Source organism: Sulfitobacter sp. 1A13679, assembly GCF_043557115.1.
GTDB lineage: Bacteria > Pseudomonadota > Alphaproteobacteria > Rhodobacterales > Rhodobacteraceae > Sulfitobacter > Sulfitobacter faviae.
Genome location: NZ_JBIFFO010000029.1, coordinates 29,536 through 45,577, shown reverse-complemented (window position 1 = coordinate 45,577; position 16,042 = coordinate 29,536). Strand labels below are relative to the sequence as shown.

12 protein-coding genes and 1 pseudogene are annotated in these 16,042 nt (G+C 63.6%); 5 read left to right on the top strand and 8 right to left on the bottom strand.

Going from position 1 to position 16,042, the window contains the following annotated elements; genetic code table 11:
* Nucleotides 1–14: 14 nt before the first annotated feature.
* A pseudogene (locus ACGYLA_RS18025) lies at nucleotides 15–1,419 on the top strand (FAD-binding dehydrogenase).
* Nucleotides 1,420–1,489: 70 nt separating this feature from the next.
* Here the strand turns inward: ACGYLA_RS18025 and deoD are convergent.
* From deoD to ACGYLA_RS18010, 3 genes are all read right to left on the bottom strand, one after another.
* Nucleotides 1,490–2,194, bottom strand: a complete 705-nt coding sequence (gene deoD / locus ACGYLA_RS18020) for a purine-nucleoside phosphorylase (RefSeq protein WP_394434297.1) — start codon at nucleotides 2,192–2,194, stop codon at nucleotides 1,490–1,492.
* Between the two features lie 199 nt (nucleotides 2,195–2,393).
* The gene (locus ACGYLA_RS18015; protein WP_394434295.1) at nucleotides 2,394–2,738 is read right to left on the bottom strand and encodes an H-NS family nucleoid-associated regulatory protein; all 345 of its coding nucleotides are present in this window, start codon (nucleotides 2,736–2,738) and stop codon (nucleotides 2,394–2,396) included.
* 83 nt (nucleotides 2,739–2,821) lie between these two features.
* Nucleotides 2,822–4,789: a methylmalonyl-CoA mutase family protein gene (locus ACGYLA_RS18010; RefSeq protein WP_394434293.1), complete on the bottom strand. Its 1,968-nt coding sequence runs from the start codon at nucleotides 4,787–4,789 to the stop codon at nucleotides 2,822–2,824.
* 165 nt (nucleotides 4,790–4,954) lie between these two features.
* Between ACGYLA_RS18010 and ACGYLA_RS18005 the strand changes: the two genes are divergently transcribed.
* From ACGYLA_RS18005 to ACGYLA_RS17990, 4 genes are all read left to right on the top strand, one after another.
* Nucleotides 4,955–6,352 carry a 1-acyl-sn-glycerol-3-phosphate acyltransferase gene (locus ACGYLA_RS18005; RefSeq protein WP_394434291.1) on the top strand — a complete coding sequence of 466 codons (1,398 nt, stop codon included), beginning with the start codon at nucleotides 4,955–4,957 and terminating at the stop codon, nucleotides 6,350–6,352.
* A gap of 125 nt (nucleotides 6,353–6,477) precedes the next feature.
* On the top strand, nucleotides 6,478–7,758 hold the full coding sequence (gene ccrA / locus ACGYLA_RS18000) for a crotonyl-CoA carboxylase/reductase (protein WP_209217441.1): 1,281 nt from the start codon (nucleotides 6,478–6,480) through the stop codon (nucleotides 7,756–7,758).
* 344 nt (nucleotides 7,759–8,102) lie between these two features.
* The gene (locus tag ACGYLA_RS17995) at nucleotides 8,103–8,822 is read left to right on the top strand and encodes a LuxR family transcriptional regulator (protein WP_067261877.1); all 720 of its coding nucleotides are present in this window, start codon (nucleotides 8,103–8,105) and stop codon (nucleotides 8,820–8,822) included.
* Between the two features lie 80 nt (nucleotides 8,823–8,902).
* Nucleotides 8,903–10,441, top strand: a complete 1,539-nt coding sequence (locus ACGYLA_RS17990; protein WP_271689356.1) for an ATP-dependent RecD-like DNA helicase — start codon at nucleotides 8,903–8,905, stop codon at nucleotides 10,439–10,441.
* Here ACGYLA_RS17990 and ACGYLA_RS17985 read toward each other — a convergent pair.
* The 5 genes from ACGYLA_RS17985 to ACGYLA_RS17965 all read right to left on the bottom strand — a co-directional run bounded on the left by ACGYLA_RS17985 (nucleotide 10,438) and on the right by ACGYLA_RS17965 (nucleotide 15,974).
* The gene (locus tag ACGYLA_RS17985; protein ID WP_271689357.1) at nucleotides 10,438–11,205 is read right to left on the bottom strand and encodes a TIGR02186 family protein; all 768 of its coding nucleotides are present in this window, start codon (nucleotides 11,203–11,205) and stop codon (nucleotides 10,438–10,440) included. The two genes, ACGYLA_RS17990 and ACGYLA_RS17985, sit on opposite strands and share 4 nt — an antisense overlap.
* Nucleotides 11,202–12,116, bottom strand: coding sequence for a sulfite exporter TauE/SafE family protein (locus tag ACGYLA_RS17980; protein WP_394434289.1), 915 nt, complete (start codon nucleotides 12,114–12,116; stop codon nucleotides 11,202–11,204). Before ACGYLA_RS17980 ends, ACGYLA_RS17985 begins: the two co-directional genes overlap by 4 nt.
* Nucleotides 12,117–12,230: 114 nt before the next feature.
* Entirely contained in the window at nucleotides 12,231–13,199 is a 969-nt protein-coding gene (locus ACGYLA_RS17975; RefSeq protein WP_394434287.1) for an ABC transporter permease, read from the bottom strand.
* A gap of 35 nt (nucleotides 13,200–13,234) precedes the next feature.
* Complete coding sequence (locus ACGYLA_RS17970; RefSeq protein WP_394434285.1) at nucleotides 13,235–14,371, bottom strand: ABC transporter permease; 1,137 nt, start codon at nucleotides 14,369–14,371, stop codon at nucleotides 13,235–13,237.
* 1 nt (nucleotide 14,372) lies between these two features.
* Nucleotides 14,373–15,974, bottom strand: coding sequence for an ABC transporter ATP-binding protein (locus ACGYLA_RS17965; RefSeq protein WP_394434283.1), 1,602 nt, complete (start codon nucleotides 15,972–15,974; stop codon nucleotides 14,373–14,375).
* Between the last annotated feature and the right edge of the window lie 68 nt (nucleotides 15,975–16,042).

Genomic DNA, 16,042 nt, shown 5'->3' with positions numbered 1-16,042 from the left:
GGAAGTGTGTTCACATGGGTCAATTCTCAGTGACAATTTATGGGGCTACCGGGTCAGTTCTCAGTGACAATCAACAGGCAGGCGACATGCGCGCTTTGCTGCACCAGATCGGCCTGCGCTGGTTCCCGGTCGTCGGCTGGGCCGAGCGCGGCGGGGCAGGTGCCCATGGCCACGGCAATTCGGTGCCGCGCTTCCACATCACCTGGGGCACCGGCACCGGCGTCGTCGGCCCCCTTCGCCCGGCTGATGCAGGAATACGCGGCAGCGGGCAGGCTGCGCCTTGCCTTCCGCCACCGCGTCACGAGGCTGGTCACAACGGATGGCGCGGTCACCGGCGTGGCGGGCGAGGTTCTGGAAGACAGCGACGCCCCGCGCGGTCAGAGCACATCACGAAATGTCACCGGCGACTTTGAGCATACCGCCGAGGCTGTCATCCTCACCACCGGCGGCATCGGCGCCAACCACGATCTGGTGCGGCAACACTGGCCCAAAGACCGACTCGGCCCCGCGCCGCGCCACATGGTCAGCGGCGTGCCCGACTATGTCGACGGCAAGATGCACGCCATCGCCGCCGACGCCGGGGCGGGGCTCATCAACGAAGACCGCATGTGGCACTATTGCGAGGGCGTCCAGAACTGGGACCCGATCTGGCCCAACCACGGCATCCGCATCCTGCCCGGTCCCTCGTCGATGTGGTTCGACGCGCAGGGCAATCGGATGGAGGCGCCCTGCTTGCCCGGCTTCGACACGCTCTCGACCCTCAAACGCATCCTGCAAGCAGGCGAACACAGCTGGTTCATCCTCACGCAAAAGATCATCGAAAAGGAATTCGCCCTCTCGGGATCCGAACAGAACCCCGATCTCACCTCCGGCAAATGGGGCGAAGTCCTGAAAGCACGGCTCGGCAAGGGGGGGACTGCCGCAGTCGAGGCCTTCAAAGAAAAAGGTGCGGACTTCATCGTCGCCGAGGATCTGGAAAACCTGGTTGCCCGCATGAACGCCCTCACACCCGCGGCCCCCGTCGCCCTAGAGCACATCCGCGCCCAGATCGAAGCCCGCGACGGCCAATTGGGCAACCCCTTCGCCAAAGACGCTCAGATCACCGCGATCCGCGGCGCCCGCAACTACCGTGGCGACCGTCTGATCCGCACCGCCAAACCCCACGCCATCCTCGACCCGGCCAACGGCCCGCTCATCGCCGTGCGGCTCAACATCCTCACCCGAAAATCCCTCGGCGGGTTACACAGCGACACCCAAGGCCGCGTGCTCACGCCTGCGGGCACCATCCTCCCCGGTCTCTTCGCCGCCGGAGAGGTCTGCGGCTTCGGCGGCGGCGGCTACCACGGCTACAACGCCCTCGAAGGCACCTTCTTGGGCGGCTGCCTCTACTCCGGCCGCCTCGCCGGCCAACACGCCTGAAAGACGCGCCACACCCCCTCCCTTCATCCTTTTTCAAATACCAATCCCGCCCTCTCAGCAGGCGCCGCACTCAGGCAAAAGCCGCCTCCAGCGCAATCTCGACCATATCGCCAAAACTCTTTTCGCGGTCCTCCGATGGCAACGCCTCGCCGGTCTGCAAATGATCGCTCACCGTCAACACCGCCAAGGCACGCCGCTTGTGCCGCGCGGCCAGCGTGTAAAGCTCCGCCGCTTCCATCTCGACACCGAGGATGCCATGGCGCACCATCTGCTCATCGAGATCGGGGCGCTCCGCATAGAAAACATCTGAGGAATAGATTCCCCCCACATGGGTCTTGGCCTCCAGCTTTTCGGCGGCGGCCACGGCGGCGCTCAACAGGCCGTAATCGGCGCAGGGGGCGTAGTTCAATTCGCGGAAAATGCCGGAGGAGGGCGAGGTGATCGTGCTCGCCGTCATGGCGATGATCACGTCGCGGATGCCGACATGGGATTGCATCCCGCCACAAGAGCCGATGCGGATCAAGGTCTGCGCGCCATATTCGGTCATCAACTCATTGGCGTAGATCGACAGAGACGGCATGCCCATGCCCGAGCCTTGGATCGTCACCCGGTTGCCGCGCCATGTGCCGGTAAAGCCGAGCATGCCGCGCACTTCGTTGACCAGTTCGGGCCCTTCGAGAAAGGTCTCCGCCGCCCATCTTGCGCGGTAGGGGTCGCCGGGCATCAATACGGTTTCGGCGATATCGCCGGGTTTCGCGCCAATATGGACGGTCATTTCTGTCTCCTGATGTTTGGCGCATTTTGCCCGCGCAAGGCGGGCTTCACAAGGGCTGCAGTGGGGCAGGGGGCGTGACGTAAACTTCCGCTCGGCGCCGTGCAGGGGATGGGTGCCGAATTCACATTTCCGTTAGCAATAAAAAAGCGCCGGTGAATTGCTATTCAACCGGCGCGAAATTCCCGTATTTCGGGAAGTATTAAACCCTCATCGTTTCCGGATCGGCACCATTCTCTACTTGGGCGCGGAACCAATTTGGCTGGCGGCCTTTTCCAGTCCAAGTCTGGGACGGGTTTTCTGGATTGGCGAACTGAGGCTTCGATTTCGGACCGGCGGGCGCTTTGCGCGGCTTCTTGGCCTTCTTGGGCGCGGGGGACTCATCAGCTAACTCATTCAGGGAAAAGCCATATTCCGCCGCTGCCTTTTGTGCTGCCTTGCGTGCGGCGCGGCGTTCGCGCGCCTGTGCGGCCTGCAATGCCTTTTTGACATCCGACAGAAGTTTCTCCAGTTCCTTGCGGCTCATGGATTTCAGGTTTTTTTCCATATCTGATATTCCCTTTCCAGATTGTGCTGGTAGAGGGAATTATAGAGGCAATAAGTTAATTGCACGATGTATTTTGTGTCAGCCTATTCCGCCGCCACCGCTTTGGGATCGGCAAGCGTAATAATATCCTGCATGATGACGTTCAATTCGAAGTCCTTCGGCGTATAGACCTGCGCCACCCCGGCGGCGCGCAAACGGGTGGCGTCGGCCTCGGGAATGATGCCGCCGACGATGACGGGAATATGGGTCAACCCGGCCTCGGCCATGCGTTTCATCAGGTCTTCGACCAGGGGCACGTGAGAGCCCGAGAGGATCGACAGGCCGACCACATGGGCGGCTTCCGTTTGTGCTGCTTCGACGATCTCCGCAGGCGTCAGACGGATGCCTTCATAGCTGATATCCATGCCGCAATCGCGGGCGCGGACGGCGATCTGCTCGGCCCCGTTTGAGTGGCCGTCGAGCCCTGGTTTGCCGACAAGGAATTTTAACCTGCGGCCCAATTTGTCGCTGACCGCGTCTACCGCATTGCGCAGGTCGTCCAGACCTTCGGTCTTGTTGGACTGGCCTGCGGAAACCCCTGTGGGGCCACGATATTCCCCGTGAACGGCGCGCATCTGCGCGGCCCATTCGCCGGTCGTCACCCCGGCTTTCGCGGCGGCGATGGAGGCGGGCATGATGTTCTCGCCCGCCTGCGCCGCTGCGCGCAGATCGGCCAGCGCCTGTTTCACGGCACCCTCGTCGCGCGCGCTGAGCCATGCGTCGAGCCGAGCGAGCTGGTCGGCCTCGGCGCCGGGGTCGGATTGCATGATATCGCCCGCGCCGGTCATCAGGGGCGAGGGCGCGCCTTGCTGCCATTTATTGACGCCAACCACGACGGTTTCGCCGCTTTCGATACGCCGCAGCCGGTCGGCATTGCTTTCTACCAAACGTCCTTTCATGTAATCGATCGCGGAAATCGCGCCGCCCATACCGTCGAGATTCGCCAATTCCGCCCGCGCGCCTTCTTTGAGCAATTCGACCTTGGCATCGACCGCCGGGTTGCCGTCGAATAGATCGTCGAATTCCAAAAGATCCGTTTCATGGGCCATGATCTGCTGCATCCGCATCGACCATTGTTGATCCCAGGGGCGGGGCAGGCCGAGGGCTTCGTTCCATGCGGGCAATTGCACGGCGCGGGCGCGGGCTTTTTTCGACAGGGTCACGGCCAGCATTTCGATGAGAATACGGTAGACGTTATTCTCGGGCTGTTGTTCGGTCAGCCCCAGCGAATTGACCTGCACCCCATAGCGGAAACGACGGAATTTTGGGTCTTCAACCCCATAGCGCGCGCGGCAAATCTCGTCCCAAAGATCTACAAAGGCGCGCATTTTGCACATTTCAGTGACGAAACGGATGCCTGCGTTCACGAAGAAGGAAATCCGGCCCACCAATTTCGGGAAATCCTCTGCCGGGACGCGGGGTTTCAGCGCGTCGAGCACGGCGGTGGCGGTGGCCAGTGCGAAGGCCAATTCCTGTTCCGGCGTCGCACCCGCCTCTTGCAGGTGGTAGGAACAGACGTTCATCGGGTTCCATTTCGGCACATTCGTATAGCAGAATTCGGCCACATCCGCGATCATCTTGAGCGATGGCGCGGGCGGGCAGATATAGGTGCCGCGGCTGAGGTATTCCTTGATCAGGTCGTTTTGCACCGTGCCTTGCAGCTTTGAGACATCCGCGCCCTGTTCCTCGGCCACCGCGATATAAAGCGCCAGCAGCCAAGGGGCCGTGGCGTTGATCGTCATCGAGGTATTCATCTGCTCCAACGGGATGCCGTCGAACAATGCGCGCATATCGCCGAGGTGATTCACCGGCACGCCCACCTTGCCAACCTCGCCCCGGCTGAGCACATGGTCGCTGTCATAGCCGGTCTGGGTCGGCAGGTCGAAGGCCACGGAAAGCCCGGTCTGCCCCCGCTCGAGATTCGAGCGGTAGAGCGCGTTAGACGCGGCGGCGGTGGAATGGCCCGCATAGGTGCGAATGAGCCAGGGGCGGTCTTTCTGCGGTTGAGTCATCGGGGCCTCTTGAATCTGGGTTGCAATAAAGTTGCGTCATGACGTTGATAGGGGAAATAATATGCCTCTGTCAATTCGCTGCGTTGCGGCATCACTCGGGCCGCTTGGGCGGGCGGGAAACAGATAAATATTGTCCTCTCGCCCCTGCACTGTAAGGGTTAAGCCATGACGCAGACTGTGCAATTGCCCCTTTGGCTGTTCATCCTCATCGTGGTTTTCGCAGCCGTCACGGCGCTGAGCCACTTTTTGCTGCCTTCGGTGCGTTGGTTCTTTCGCCGGCGGCTTGAGCGGGGAGTAGCACGGTTGAACAAGCGGCTGACGCGGCCCATCGAGCCCTTCAAACTGGCGCGGCGGCACGACATGATCCAACGGCTGATCTATGATCCGGAGGTCAGCCAAGAGATCGTCAACTATGCCCGCAGCAACGGCGTGCCGGAAAACGTGGCCTTTCAAAAGGCGCGGGAATATGCGCGCGAGATCGTGCCGCGGTTTTCGGCCTTCGCCTATTTCAGTTTCGGCATCCGCTTGGCGCGGCTGTTGACCAATACGGTCTACCGGGTCGAGACGGCGGTGAGTAACGAGACAACATTCGCCGCGCTGCCGCGGGATGCCACGGTGGTCTTTATCATGAACCACCGGTCGAACATGGATTACATGCTGGTGACCTATCTCGCCGCGCGGTCTTCGGCGCTGAGCTATGCAGTGGGGGAATGGGCGCGGGTTTGGCCGCTGAGCACGCTGATCCGCTCCATGGGGGCCTACTTCATCCGCCGCCGGTCGCGCGGGGCGCTCTATCGCAAGGTCTTGGCGCGCTACGTGCAGATGGCCACGACGGGCGGGGTGACGCAGGCCTTCTACCCCGAGGGCGGCTTGAGCCTGACCGGGGCCTTGCAGCCGCCGAAGGTCGGGCTTCTGTCCTATGTCGTGGATGGGTTCGACCCCGAGGGCGAGCGAGACATCATCTTCGTGCCCGTGGCGATTAACTATGACCGGGTGCTGGAAGACCGCGTGTTGATCGCCGCCGGGCAGCGCGGGGACCGGCGTTTCGGAGCGCGGATCACGGTGGTTGTAGGCTTCGTGCTGCGCAAGATGTGGCGGCGGCTGCGCGGGCGCGACACCCGTTTTGGCACGGCGGCGGTGACCTTTGGCGATCCGCTGTCGTTGCGTCGCACCGGGGCCGGGGTGCCGGTGTCGGAGTTGTCCGAAATGTTGATGGACCGGATCGCGCAGGCGATGCCGGTGCTGACCGTGCCGCTGATCGCGCGGGTGATGTTGCAGGCCGCCCGGCCGATGAAGGAGGCCGATCTGCTGGCCGAAGTGGCTGCCACTTTGGAGAAAATGCCACCGCGCAACCGGGTGCCGAAGCCGGACGTCCTGCCCGAACGGGTCGCCCGCGCCGTCGCGCGGCTCAAGAAACGTGGCGTCATTTCCGAAGGCCCGGAGGGGCTGGAGATCGTCGAGGGGCAGGAGCCTGTTTTGGCCTTCTACGCTAATTCCATTGCACATTTCCCCTCGAAGGATGCTGCACCTGCGGCAGAAATTGCTGCGACTGCTGGGTCATAAAATTACAAAAGGCGGCATCTAGGGGTTGCATTGTTGCGCGGTGGATCATATCCCGAAAGGGAGCCGCCGCGATTCTGCGGTGCGGCACAGACCTTGTAGACACCGATCACCGGCAGGAGGCCCACATGGCACTGGATACGAAACACGCCGAATATGACGCCCCGCAAAAGGACCTCTATGAAGTGGGCGAGATGCCCCCGATGGGGCATGTCCCGAAACAGATGTATGCCTGGGCGATCCGCCGCGAACGGCACGGCGACCCGGACAGCGCGATGCTGCAAGAGGTGGTCGACGTGCCTAAGCTCGACAGCCAAGACGTGCTGGTCCTCGTGATGGCGGCGGGCATCAACTACAACGGTGTCTGGGCCGCGCGCGGCGTGCCGATCAGCCCCTTCGACGGCCATGGTGAGCCTTACCACATCGCGGGCTCCGATGCCTCGGGCATCGTCTGGGCGGTGGGCGACAAGGTGACCCGTTGGAAGGTCGGCGACGAGGTGGTGATCCACTGCAACCAAGACGATGGCGACGACGAGGAATGCAACGGCGGCGACCCGATGTATTCTCCCAGCCAGCGGATCTGGGGCTACGAGACGCCCGACGGCTCTTTCGCGCAGTTCACCCGGGTGCAGAGCCAGCAGCTGATGCCGCGCCCCAAGCACCTGACATGGGAGGAAAGCGCCTGCTACACGCTGACGCTGGCCACCGCCTACCGGATGCTCTTTGGCCATGAGCCGCATGACCTGAAGCCGGGCCAGAACGTCTTGGTCTGGGGCGCCTCCGGTGGCCTCGGCTCCTATGCGATCCAGCTTATCAACACTGCGGGCGCAAATGCGATCGGCGTGATCTCGGACGAGAGCAAGCGCCAGTTCGTGATGGATCTGGGTGCGAAAGGCGTGCTGAACCGCAAGGACTTCAACTGCTGGGGCCAATTGCCCACCGTGAACACGCCGGAATATGCCGAGTGGTTCAAGGAGGCGCGGAAGTTCGGCAAGGCGATCTGGGACATCACCGGCAAGGGCGTGAACGTCGATATGGTGTTTGAGCACCCCGGCGAGGCGACCTTCCCGGTCTCCACTTTCGTTGTGAAAAAAGGCGGCATGGTCGTGATCTGCGCTGGCACCTCCGGCTTCAACCTGACCTTCGACGTACGCTATATGTGGATGCACCAGAAACGCTTGCAGGGCAGCCACTTCGCCCATCTGAAACAAGCAAGTGCCGCCAACAAGCTGATGATGGAGCGGCGGCTCGACCCCTGCATGTCAGAAGTCTTTAGCTGGGCCGACCTGCCCGAGGCGCATATGAAGATGATGCGTAATGAGCATAAGCCGGGGAATATGTCGGTACTGGTCCAAGCGCCGACGACCGGGCTGCGCACGTTGGAAGACACGCTGGTCGCCCGCGACTGAGCGACACGGATCGGCTAAGATGAAACCCCCGTGGCTTCGGCTGCGGGGGTTTTGCGTGGGCCCCGTCGAAACAGAGGCTTAGCGCCCGAAGCCCCGCTATTTATGGGGGGGCAGAAAGCGCGGATGGTGCAAAATTTCGTACATGCTATGGTTGTATTAATCTGCCATTAACCAAAGCTGGGCGACCCTCATGCGAGATGATTGGATATTGGACGTTTTGGCCGATCTCAGGGCTTTTGCCATGGCGAACCAACTGCCGCGCACGGCGGAACAGTTGGACGACGCGGCGCTGATCGCTCTGGCTGAGATGTCCTTGCAACGCGAAAGGGCCATAGGCCGGACGCATGAGGATAGAGCCGCATCTGGAACGGATTTGGGAAAGGCTGGCGCAGGCTGATGGCCAGCCCGCCCTTGGGCAGGCCTGCAAAGACCTGCGCGATCACTATGGCATTCTGCACGTCGTCTATCACTGGGTCGACACGGCGGGGGTGCAATATGGCTGCGGCACCTATGGCGCGCTTTGGTCTGAGCGCTATCAGGCGCATAACTACCTGCGCATCGATCCCGTGGTCGCGGGCTGCTATCGCCGGTTCGAGCCGGTGGATTGGAAAGACCTCGATTGGTCCTCTCGCGCGGCGCGGCAGTTTCGCCGGGATGCTTTGGACCATGGCGTCGGCGATCAGGGGTTCTCGGTCCCGATCCGGGGGCCGCATGGGCAATTCGCGCTTTTCACCACGAACCACAGTTGCACCGATCGGGTTTGGGCCGCTTTCACCGCGCGGCATCGGCGCGATTTGATCTGGGCGGCCCATTGCTTCAACGAAAAGGCGCTGGCGCTGGCCCCGGAGCGGGCGCCGGGTGCCGTGCAGGCACTTTCCCCGCGCGAGGTGGATGCGATGACCCTGCTGGCGGTGGGCTATAGCCGCGCGCAGGTGGCAGACCGTCTGTCAATCTCGGAACATACGCTGCGGGCCTATGTGGAAAGCGCCCGCTTCAAACTGGGGGCGTCCAACACCACCCATGCGGTCGCCCGCGCGCTGAGCCGGGGGCTGATCGTCGTCTGAGGCGGATAATCCACCAGAATCGCAGGCGCGCGGGGCAAAGCCATCTGGCCCCCGGCGCGGGGCTCATTTAGGGTCGCCCAATGACATCTACCGCGCTCACCTATTCCGAAGACCAAGCCGCCGCCCATGACAAGGTGGCCGATATGCTGCGCTCAGCGGGCATCGATCTGGACGACTCGCTTTTGATGCCGCCTGCGGGCGGGCCGGATCAGGTGATGGCGGTGACCGGCAAGGCCGGATCGGGCAAGACCCTGCTGCTGGCCGAGCTTTACCGCGCGCTGGAAGGGGCCGGGGTCGAGATCGTCTCGGGAGATTACGAATCGCGCAAGAAGCGCGAGAAGCGGACCTTGGCGATCCTCGCGCCCACCAACAAGGCGGCGAGCGTGCTGCGGCTGCGCGGGGTGCCCGCGACGACGATCCACCGCATTCTCTATACGCCGGTCTATCACCCCGAGTATGAGCGCATCGCCGAATGGCTGACCGGCAACGGTGAGAAGCCCGAGATCGAGGGTCTCAGTGAAATGGCACTGGACCGCGCGGCGGCGTTTTTCGCGAACAACAAGTCGGTGCCCGGGGCGTTGGCGGCGGCGGGGCTGCGTGGCAGCGACTTCATCACCGGCTGGAAACGGCGGGAAGAGCCCTTGGATATCGGTTTTGTCGACGAAAGCTCGATGCTAGACGACAAGCAGTTCGAGGATTTGAAAGAGATCTTCCCGACGCTGCTGCTGTTCGGCGACCCGGCGCAGTTGGCACCGGTGGGGCAATCGGGCACGATGGTCTTCGAGAAACTGCCCGAGAAGCGCGTGTTGAACCTCAACCGCATCCACCGGCAAGAGGCCGATAACCCGATCCTCGATCTCGCCCATGCGCTGGCCGATCCGCAGTTGGAGTTTCATGACTTTGAGCGGATGATCGAAGACGCGGCGCGCCGCGATGACCGCGTGGTCTGGGGCCAGCGGGTCGAAGTCGACCTGATGGCGCGCAGCCCGGTGCTGGTCTGGCGCAACGCGACGCGCATCCGGCTCATCAATGCGTTCCGCAGCGTACATGGCGCGCCGGAGGATGCGTTGCTGGCGGGCGAGCCGCTGATCTGCGATGGGATCGAACTGCCGCTGAAACACCGCAAGAAACGGCTGGACCTTGAAGCGCGGGGCCTAATCAAGGGCGCGCAGGTGGTCTATTTGGGCGAGGGGCGCAAGCCCGGCTTCAGCCGCTTGCATGTGATCGGCGCCGAAGACCCGCAGGTGAGTGCCGCCTCGATCGTGAAGATCGAGAAACCCGACGAAGAAGAGCCCTTCATCCCCTTCGCCGCGCGCATGGGGGCGACCTTTCTGCACGGGGCGGCGGTGACGATCCACAAGGCCCAAGGCAGCCAGTGGGAGAATGTGCAGGTCTTTGCGCCCGATCTCTATGCCGCCGCGCGGATGGGGCGGAGCGAGGCGGGGCAGCCGCTGTGGAAACGGCTGGCCTATGTCGCCATCACCCGCGCGCAGGAGCGTCTGATCTGGGTGGTGCGCAACCGGCTCAGCAAGCCTTCGGGGCCGCTGCGGGTGGATGATCTGCGGGCCGCGCCAGCGGCGGCGCTGACGCTTGAAGCGACCGAGGATGGCGCGGCTTAGCGGCGCATGAGGCCGAAGACGGCAGAGGCGCCCCAGCCCGCGGCAACCGCGATAAAGAGCGACAGCAGCCCGTAGAGAAACGCCTGTTGATGGGCGAGGTTGAACAGCCAACGCTCCATCCCGACTTTGCGCACGTCGATGATCGTCTCATATTGCGCCACCACATCGCCGCCGCGCGTGAGGAAAATCCTCGTGTCATAGGCCCCTTCGGTGAGCGAGGCAGGCAGGGCGACGGCGGCGCGGAAGAGGGTCTGCTCATCCACCTTCACCCCGTCTTCGATGACTTGGTACAGGTTCGCATCTTTGCGCACGCGGATCAGCGCGTCGGTGAATTGGGTGGGGTCCGCGATCTCCATCGGGGCGCCGACCGACCGGATGGCGCGGGGGATGGAGATGCGGTGGCGCAGGTCTTCGATGCGTTTTAGCACCTCGGCCAGCGGGCCGGAGGTGACCACGGCGTAGAAGCTCGGCGCGCGGTCGACCTCGACTGCGGCGGTGTTCACCCAGATGCCAAAGCGCCGCTCTTTCCGGCGCACCATGACCGGGGCCGAGGGGCCGGAGACGGTAATGACAACTTCGAGCGGCGCGCCATCGGGGATCGGGGTTTCGCGTTTGACGGCCCCGTAGACGAGAATCTCGGACCCGTCGAAATTGGTGGTGATGGAGACTTCGGCCTGGCTGAGGCCAAGCACGATTTCCTCTTCCGCCGTGGCGGTCAGGGCCGTGAAACACAGGCCAAGGAAGGCGATCAGCGCGCGCATCATTCCGCCGCCACCGGGCTGAGTGAATAGAGTTCCGCCGGTTCCAGCAACAGGTCGAGCGCCAGCTTGCCGCAGACCACCAAGACCAGCACCGCCAGCAGGATGCGCAGCTGTTCGGCCTGCATCCGCACGCCGATCCGCGTGCCCACCTGCGCGCCGAGCACGCCGCCCACCAGCAGGAGCACCGCCAGCACGATGTCGACCGTCTGGTTGGTGGTGGCATGGAGCATGGTGGTGAAGCCGGTGACGAAGATGATCTGCAACAGCGAAGTGCCGATCACCACTTTGGTCGGCATGCCGAGCAGGTAGATCATCGCAGGCACCATGATGAAACCGCCGCCCACGCCCATGATCGCCGAAAGCATCCCGACCGCCGCGCCGACCAGCACCGGCGGGATCACTGAGATATAAAGGCCCGAAACCCGAAAGCGGATTTTGAACGGCAACCCATGCACCCAATAGTGCTTCTTGCGTTTGACCCGGCCCCCCTTGCGGGTGCGGCGGATGGCGCGGAGCGATTCCACGAACATCAGCCCGCCGATAATGCCAAGGAAGACGACATAGCAAAGCGTCACCAGCAGATCGACTTGGCCGAGCGATTTCAGGTAGTTGAAAATGAACATGCCGATGCCGGAGCCGATCAGGCCCCCGGCCAACAGCACCCAGCCCATTCGGAAATCGACCGTCTTTCGCTTGAGATGCGCCAGAAGCGCCGAGAAGGAAGAGGCCACGATTTGATTGGTCGAGGTCGCCACCGCCACGGCGGGTGGGATGCCGACAAAGAACAGCAGCGGCGTGATCAGAAACCCGCCGCCGACGCCGAACATGCCCGACAAGATGCCCACGATGCCGCCCAACCCCAAAAGGAGGAAGGCGTTAACCGATACTTCGGCAATGGGCAGGTAGATTTGCATGACGTTTCCTAGCCCCGAACGGCCGCGCAGTTCAACATAGCTTGTCGCGGTGAGACGACCACTTTGACAGGTTGCGCCGATCCGGCCCTCGGGTGCAAGGGCCGGAAGGAAGTGTCAGCGTTCTTTCACATAGGGCTCGCCACCCGCGCGCGGCGGGATCGCTTTCCCGACGAAACCGGCGAGGATCACCACGGTCATCAGGTAGGGCAGGGCGCCCAGAAGTTGGCCCTGCACCTTGATGCCGATGACCGATTGGATCACGTCAGGCCGGGTTTCCAGCGCGCCGAAAAGGCCGAAGAGCAGCGTGGCCCAGAGCGCGTACCAAGGCCGCCATTTGGCGAAGATGAGTGCCGCGAGCGCGATGAAGCCGCGGCCCGCCGACATATCCTTGACGAAACCGGCCTGCAGCGCGGTGCTGAGGTAGGCCCCCGCCACGCCGCAGAGCAGCCCCGCGATGGCCACCGCGGCATAGCGCAGACCCACGACCGAGACACCGGCGGTGTCGACGGCGGCGGGGTTCTCGCCCACCGCGCGCAGGCGCAGACCGAAGCGGGTGCGGAACAGGATCCACCATGTCAGCGGCACGGCGAGGAAGGCGGCATAGACGAGGATCGAATGGCCCGAGATCAGCTCTTCGTAAAGCGGGCCGATGATCGGCACGCTCTCCATCGCCTCAGCGAAGGGCAGGGTGATCGGCTCGAACCGCGCGCCGCCGAAGAGCGAGGGGGTGCGGCCCCCTTGCGCGAACCAGTCTTGGGCGATCAGCACGGTCATGCCGGCGGCGAGGAAGTTGATCGCCACGCCGGAAATGAGCTGGTTGCCGCGGAAGGTGATCGAGGCGAGGCCATGCACGGCGCTGAGCGCCAGCGAGGAGGCGATGCCCGCCGCGAGACCGATCCAGACCGAGCCGGTGAGCGAGGCCAGCGCCGCCGAGAAGAAGGCCGCGGCCAGCATCTTGCCCTCGAGCCCGATGTCGAAGACGCCCGCGCGTTCGGAGAAAAGACCGGCAAGACAGGCCAGAAGCAGCGGCGTAGCCAGCCGAACGGTGCTGTCGAGCAATTGGATGAGCGTGATATAGTCCATAGGTCAGACCCGCTTTCTCAGGGGGGTATAGGGGCTCATTCCGCGCTCTCCGACTGGGCGCTGCGGGGGCCGGGTTTGGGCGGGCCGGGGCGGCGGAACATCAAGAAGAGACGCTCCAGCGGCATCCGCACCATATTGTCGAGCGCCCCGGTGAAGAGGATCACGAGCGCTTGGATGACGACGATCAACTCGCGCGGGATCGCGGTCCAGAGCGCCAGTTCCGCGCCGCCTTGGTAGAGAAAGCCGAAGAGCAGCGCGGCAAAGAAGACGCCCACCGGGTGCGAGCGGCCCATCAGTGCCACGGCGATGCCGATGAAGCCTGCGCCCTCGGTCGCGTTTAGCACCAGACGTTCGCTTTCGCCCATGACGTTGTTGATCGCCATCAGCCCCGCCAGCGCGCCCGAGATGATCATGGTGATCATGGTGATGCGCACGGGCGAGATGCCCGCGTATTTCGCCGCCGGCTGCGAATGGCCGTAGGCGCGGATTTCATAGCCCAGACGGGTGCGCCAAATCAGCATCCAGATCGCCACGCAGGCGCCGACGGCCACCAGCAGCGAGACGTTGGCGGGGGCGGATTTGGAGAAGGCGATGCCCAGCGGTGCCAGCAACTCGTGCAGGGTCGGCAGATGCACGGCCTCGGGGAAGCGGGCGCTCGCCGGGTCCATGCTGCCGGGCGGGCGCATGACGTTGACCAGCACGTAGTTCAGCAGCGCCGCGGCGATGAAGTTGAACATGATCGTGGTGATCACGACGTGGGAACCGCGCTTGGCCTGTAGCCAGCCGGGGATCGCGGCCCAGACCGCGCCCAGAAGACCGGCCATGACGCCGCAACCGATCAGTGCCAGCGTCCAATGCGGCCACGGGATGTAGAGCGCGGCCAGCGCCACGCCGAGGCCGCCGAGCATCGCTTGACCTTCACCGCCGATGTTGAACAGCCGCGCGTGAAAGGCCACGGCGACGGCAAGACCAGTGAAGATGAAGTTGGTGGCGTAGTAGAGCGTGTAGCCCCAGCCATAGGTCGAGCCGAGCGCGCCCTTGACCATGAGATTCACCGCCGCGACCGGGTCTTCGCCGATCGACAGGATCACCAGCGCGGAAAGCACGGCGGCCAGCAGCAGGGAGATCAGCGGCACGAGGATCACCTCGGCCCATTTTGGCATCACGTCCATCTCAGACCTCCTTGCGCGCGTCGCCGCCCGCCCGGGCGAGATTGGCCTCGACCTCGGCCACGCTGTGTTCGTTCTCGGTATCGGTGATCCCGGCCATCAGCAGCCCAAGCTCCTTTTCGTCGGTCTGATCGGCGGCGCGTTCGCCCATGATCTGCCCGTCGAACATCACCGCGATGCGGTCCGACAGGGCGAGGATTTCTTCGAGTTCCACCGAGACCAGCAGAATCGCCTTACCCTGATCGCGCAGGGCGATGATCTGCTCGTGAATGAATTCGATCGCGCCGATGTCAACGCCGCGGGTGGGCTGGCCGATGAGCAGAAGGTCGGGGTTGCGCTCGATCTCGCGGGCCAGAACGATCTTCTGCTGGTTGCCGCCGGAAAAATTCTTGGCCGCCAGCGTCGGGTCGGGCGGGCGCACGTCGAAACGGGCCATCTTGTCTTCGGCATCGGCGCGGATCGCCGCATGGTCCATCAGCATGCCGCTGTTGAAACGGTCGTCGTGGTGGTAGCCGAAGACGTTGTTCTCCCAAGCCTGAAAATCCATGATCAGGCCTTCGCGCTGACGATCTTCGGGCACATGGGCCACGCCGCGCGCGCGGCGCGACTGGCCGTCGCTTTTCTTGCCCGAGAGGTCCAGCGGGGTGCCGTTGAGCGTAACGTTGCCGGTGCCGTCGGCATAGCCGCCCAGCACTTCCAAGAGTTCCGACTGGCCGTTGCCCGCAACGCCCGCGAGGCCCAGCACTTCGCCCGCGCGAATCTGGAGGTCGATGCCGCGCAGCCGCTCGACGCCCTTGTCGTCAACGACCCGCAGGCCCTTGATGTCGAGGATCACCTCGCCCGGGGTGGCGGGCTCTTTGTTGACGCGCAAGAGCACCTTGCGCCCGACCATCAGCTCGGCCAGTTCTTGCGGCGAGGTCTCGGCGGTTTTCACGGTGGCGGTCATCTGGCCGCGGCGCATGACCGACACGGTGTCGGTGATCTCCATGATCTCGCGCAGCTTGTGGGTGATGAGGATGATGGTTTTGCCCTCGGAGCGCAGGCGGCCGAGAATGCGGAACAGCTGGTCGGCCTCAGCGGGGGTCAGCACGCCCGTGGGCTCGTCGAGGATGAGGATATCGGCCTGCCGGTAAAGCGCTTTCAGAATTTCCACACGCTGCTGCATGCCGACGCCGATGTCCTGAATCTGCGCGTCGGGATCGACGTTCAGGCCGTAGTCCTTCGACAGTTCGATCAGCGTCTTGCGCGCCTTCGACAGCGAGGGCTTCAAGAGGCGGCCATCCTCGGCGCCGAGGATGATGTTCTCCAGCACGGTGAAGTTCTCGACCAGCTTGAAGTGCTGGAACACCATGCCGATGCCGGCGGCGATGGCGGCTTGACTGTCGGGGATCTCGGTCTTGCGGCCGCCGATGTAGATCTCGCCCGCATCGGCCTTGTAGAAGCCGTAGAGGATCGACATCAGCGTCGATTTACCGGCGCCGTTCTCGCCGATGATGCCGTGGATCGTGCCCGGCATGACGCGGATGGAGATATCTTTGTTGGCCTGTACCGGGCCGAAGGCCTTGGAGATGCCCTTGAGTTCGATCGCGGGGGCGGTATCGGTCATGTCAAAAGGTCCTGCGGGCGTTGCAGCCCTTGATCTGGCGTTGGTCCATCGCTGCCCCGGTCACGCAG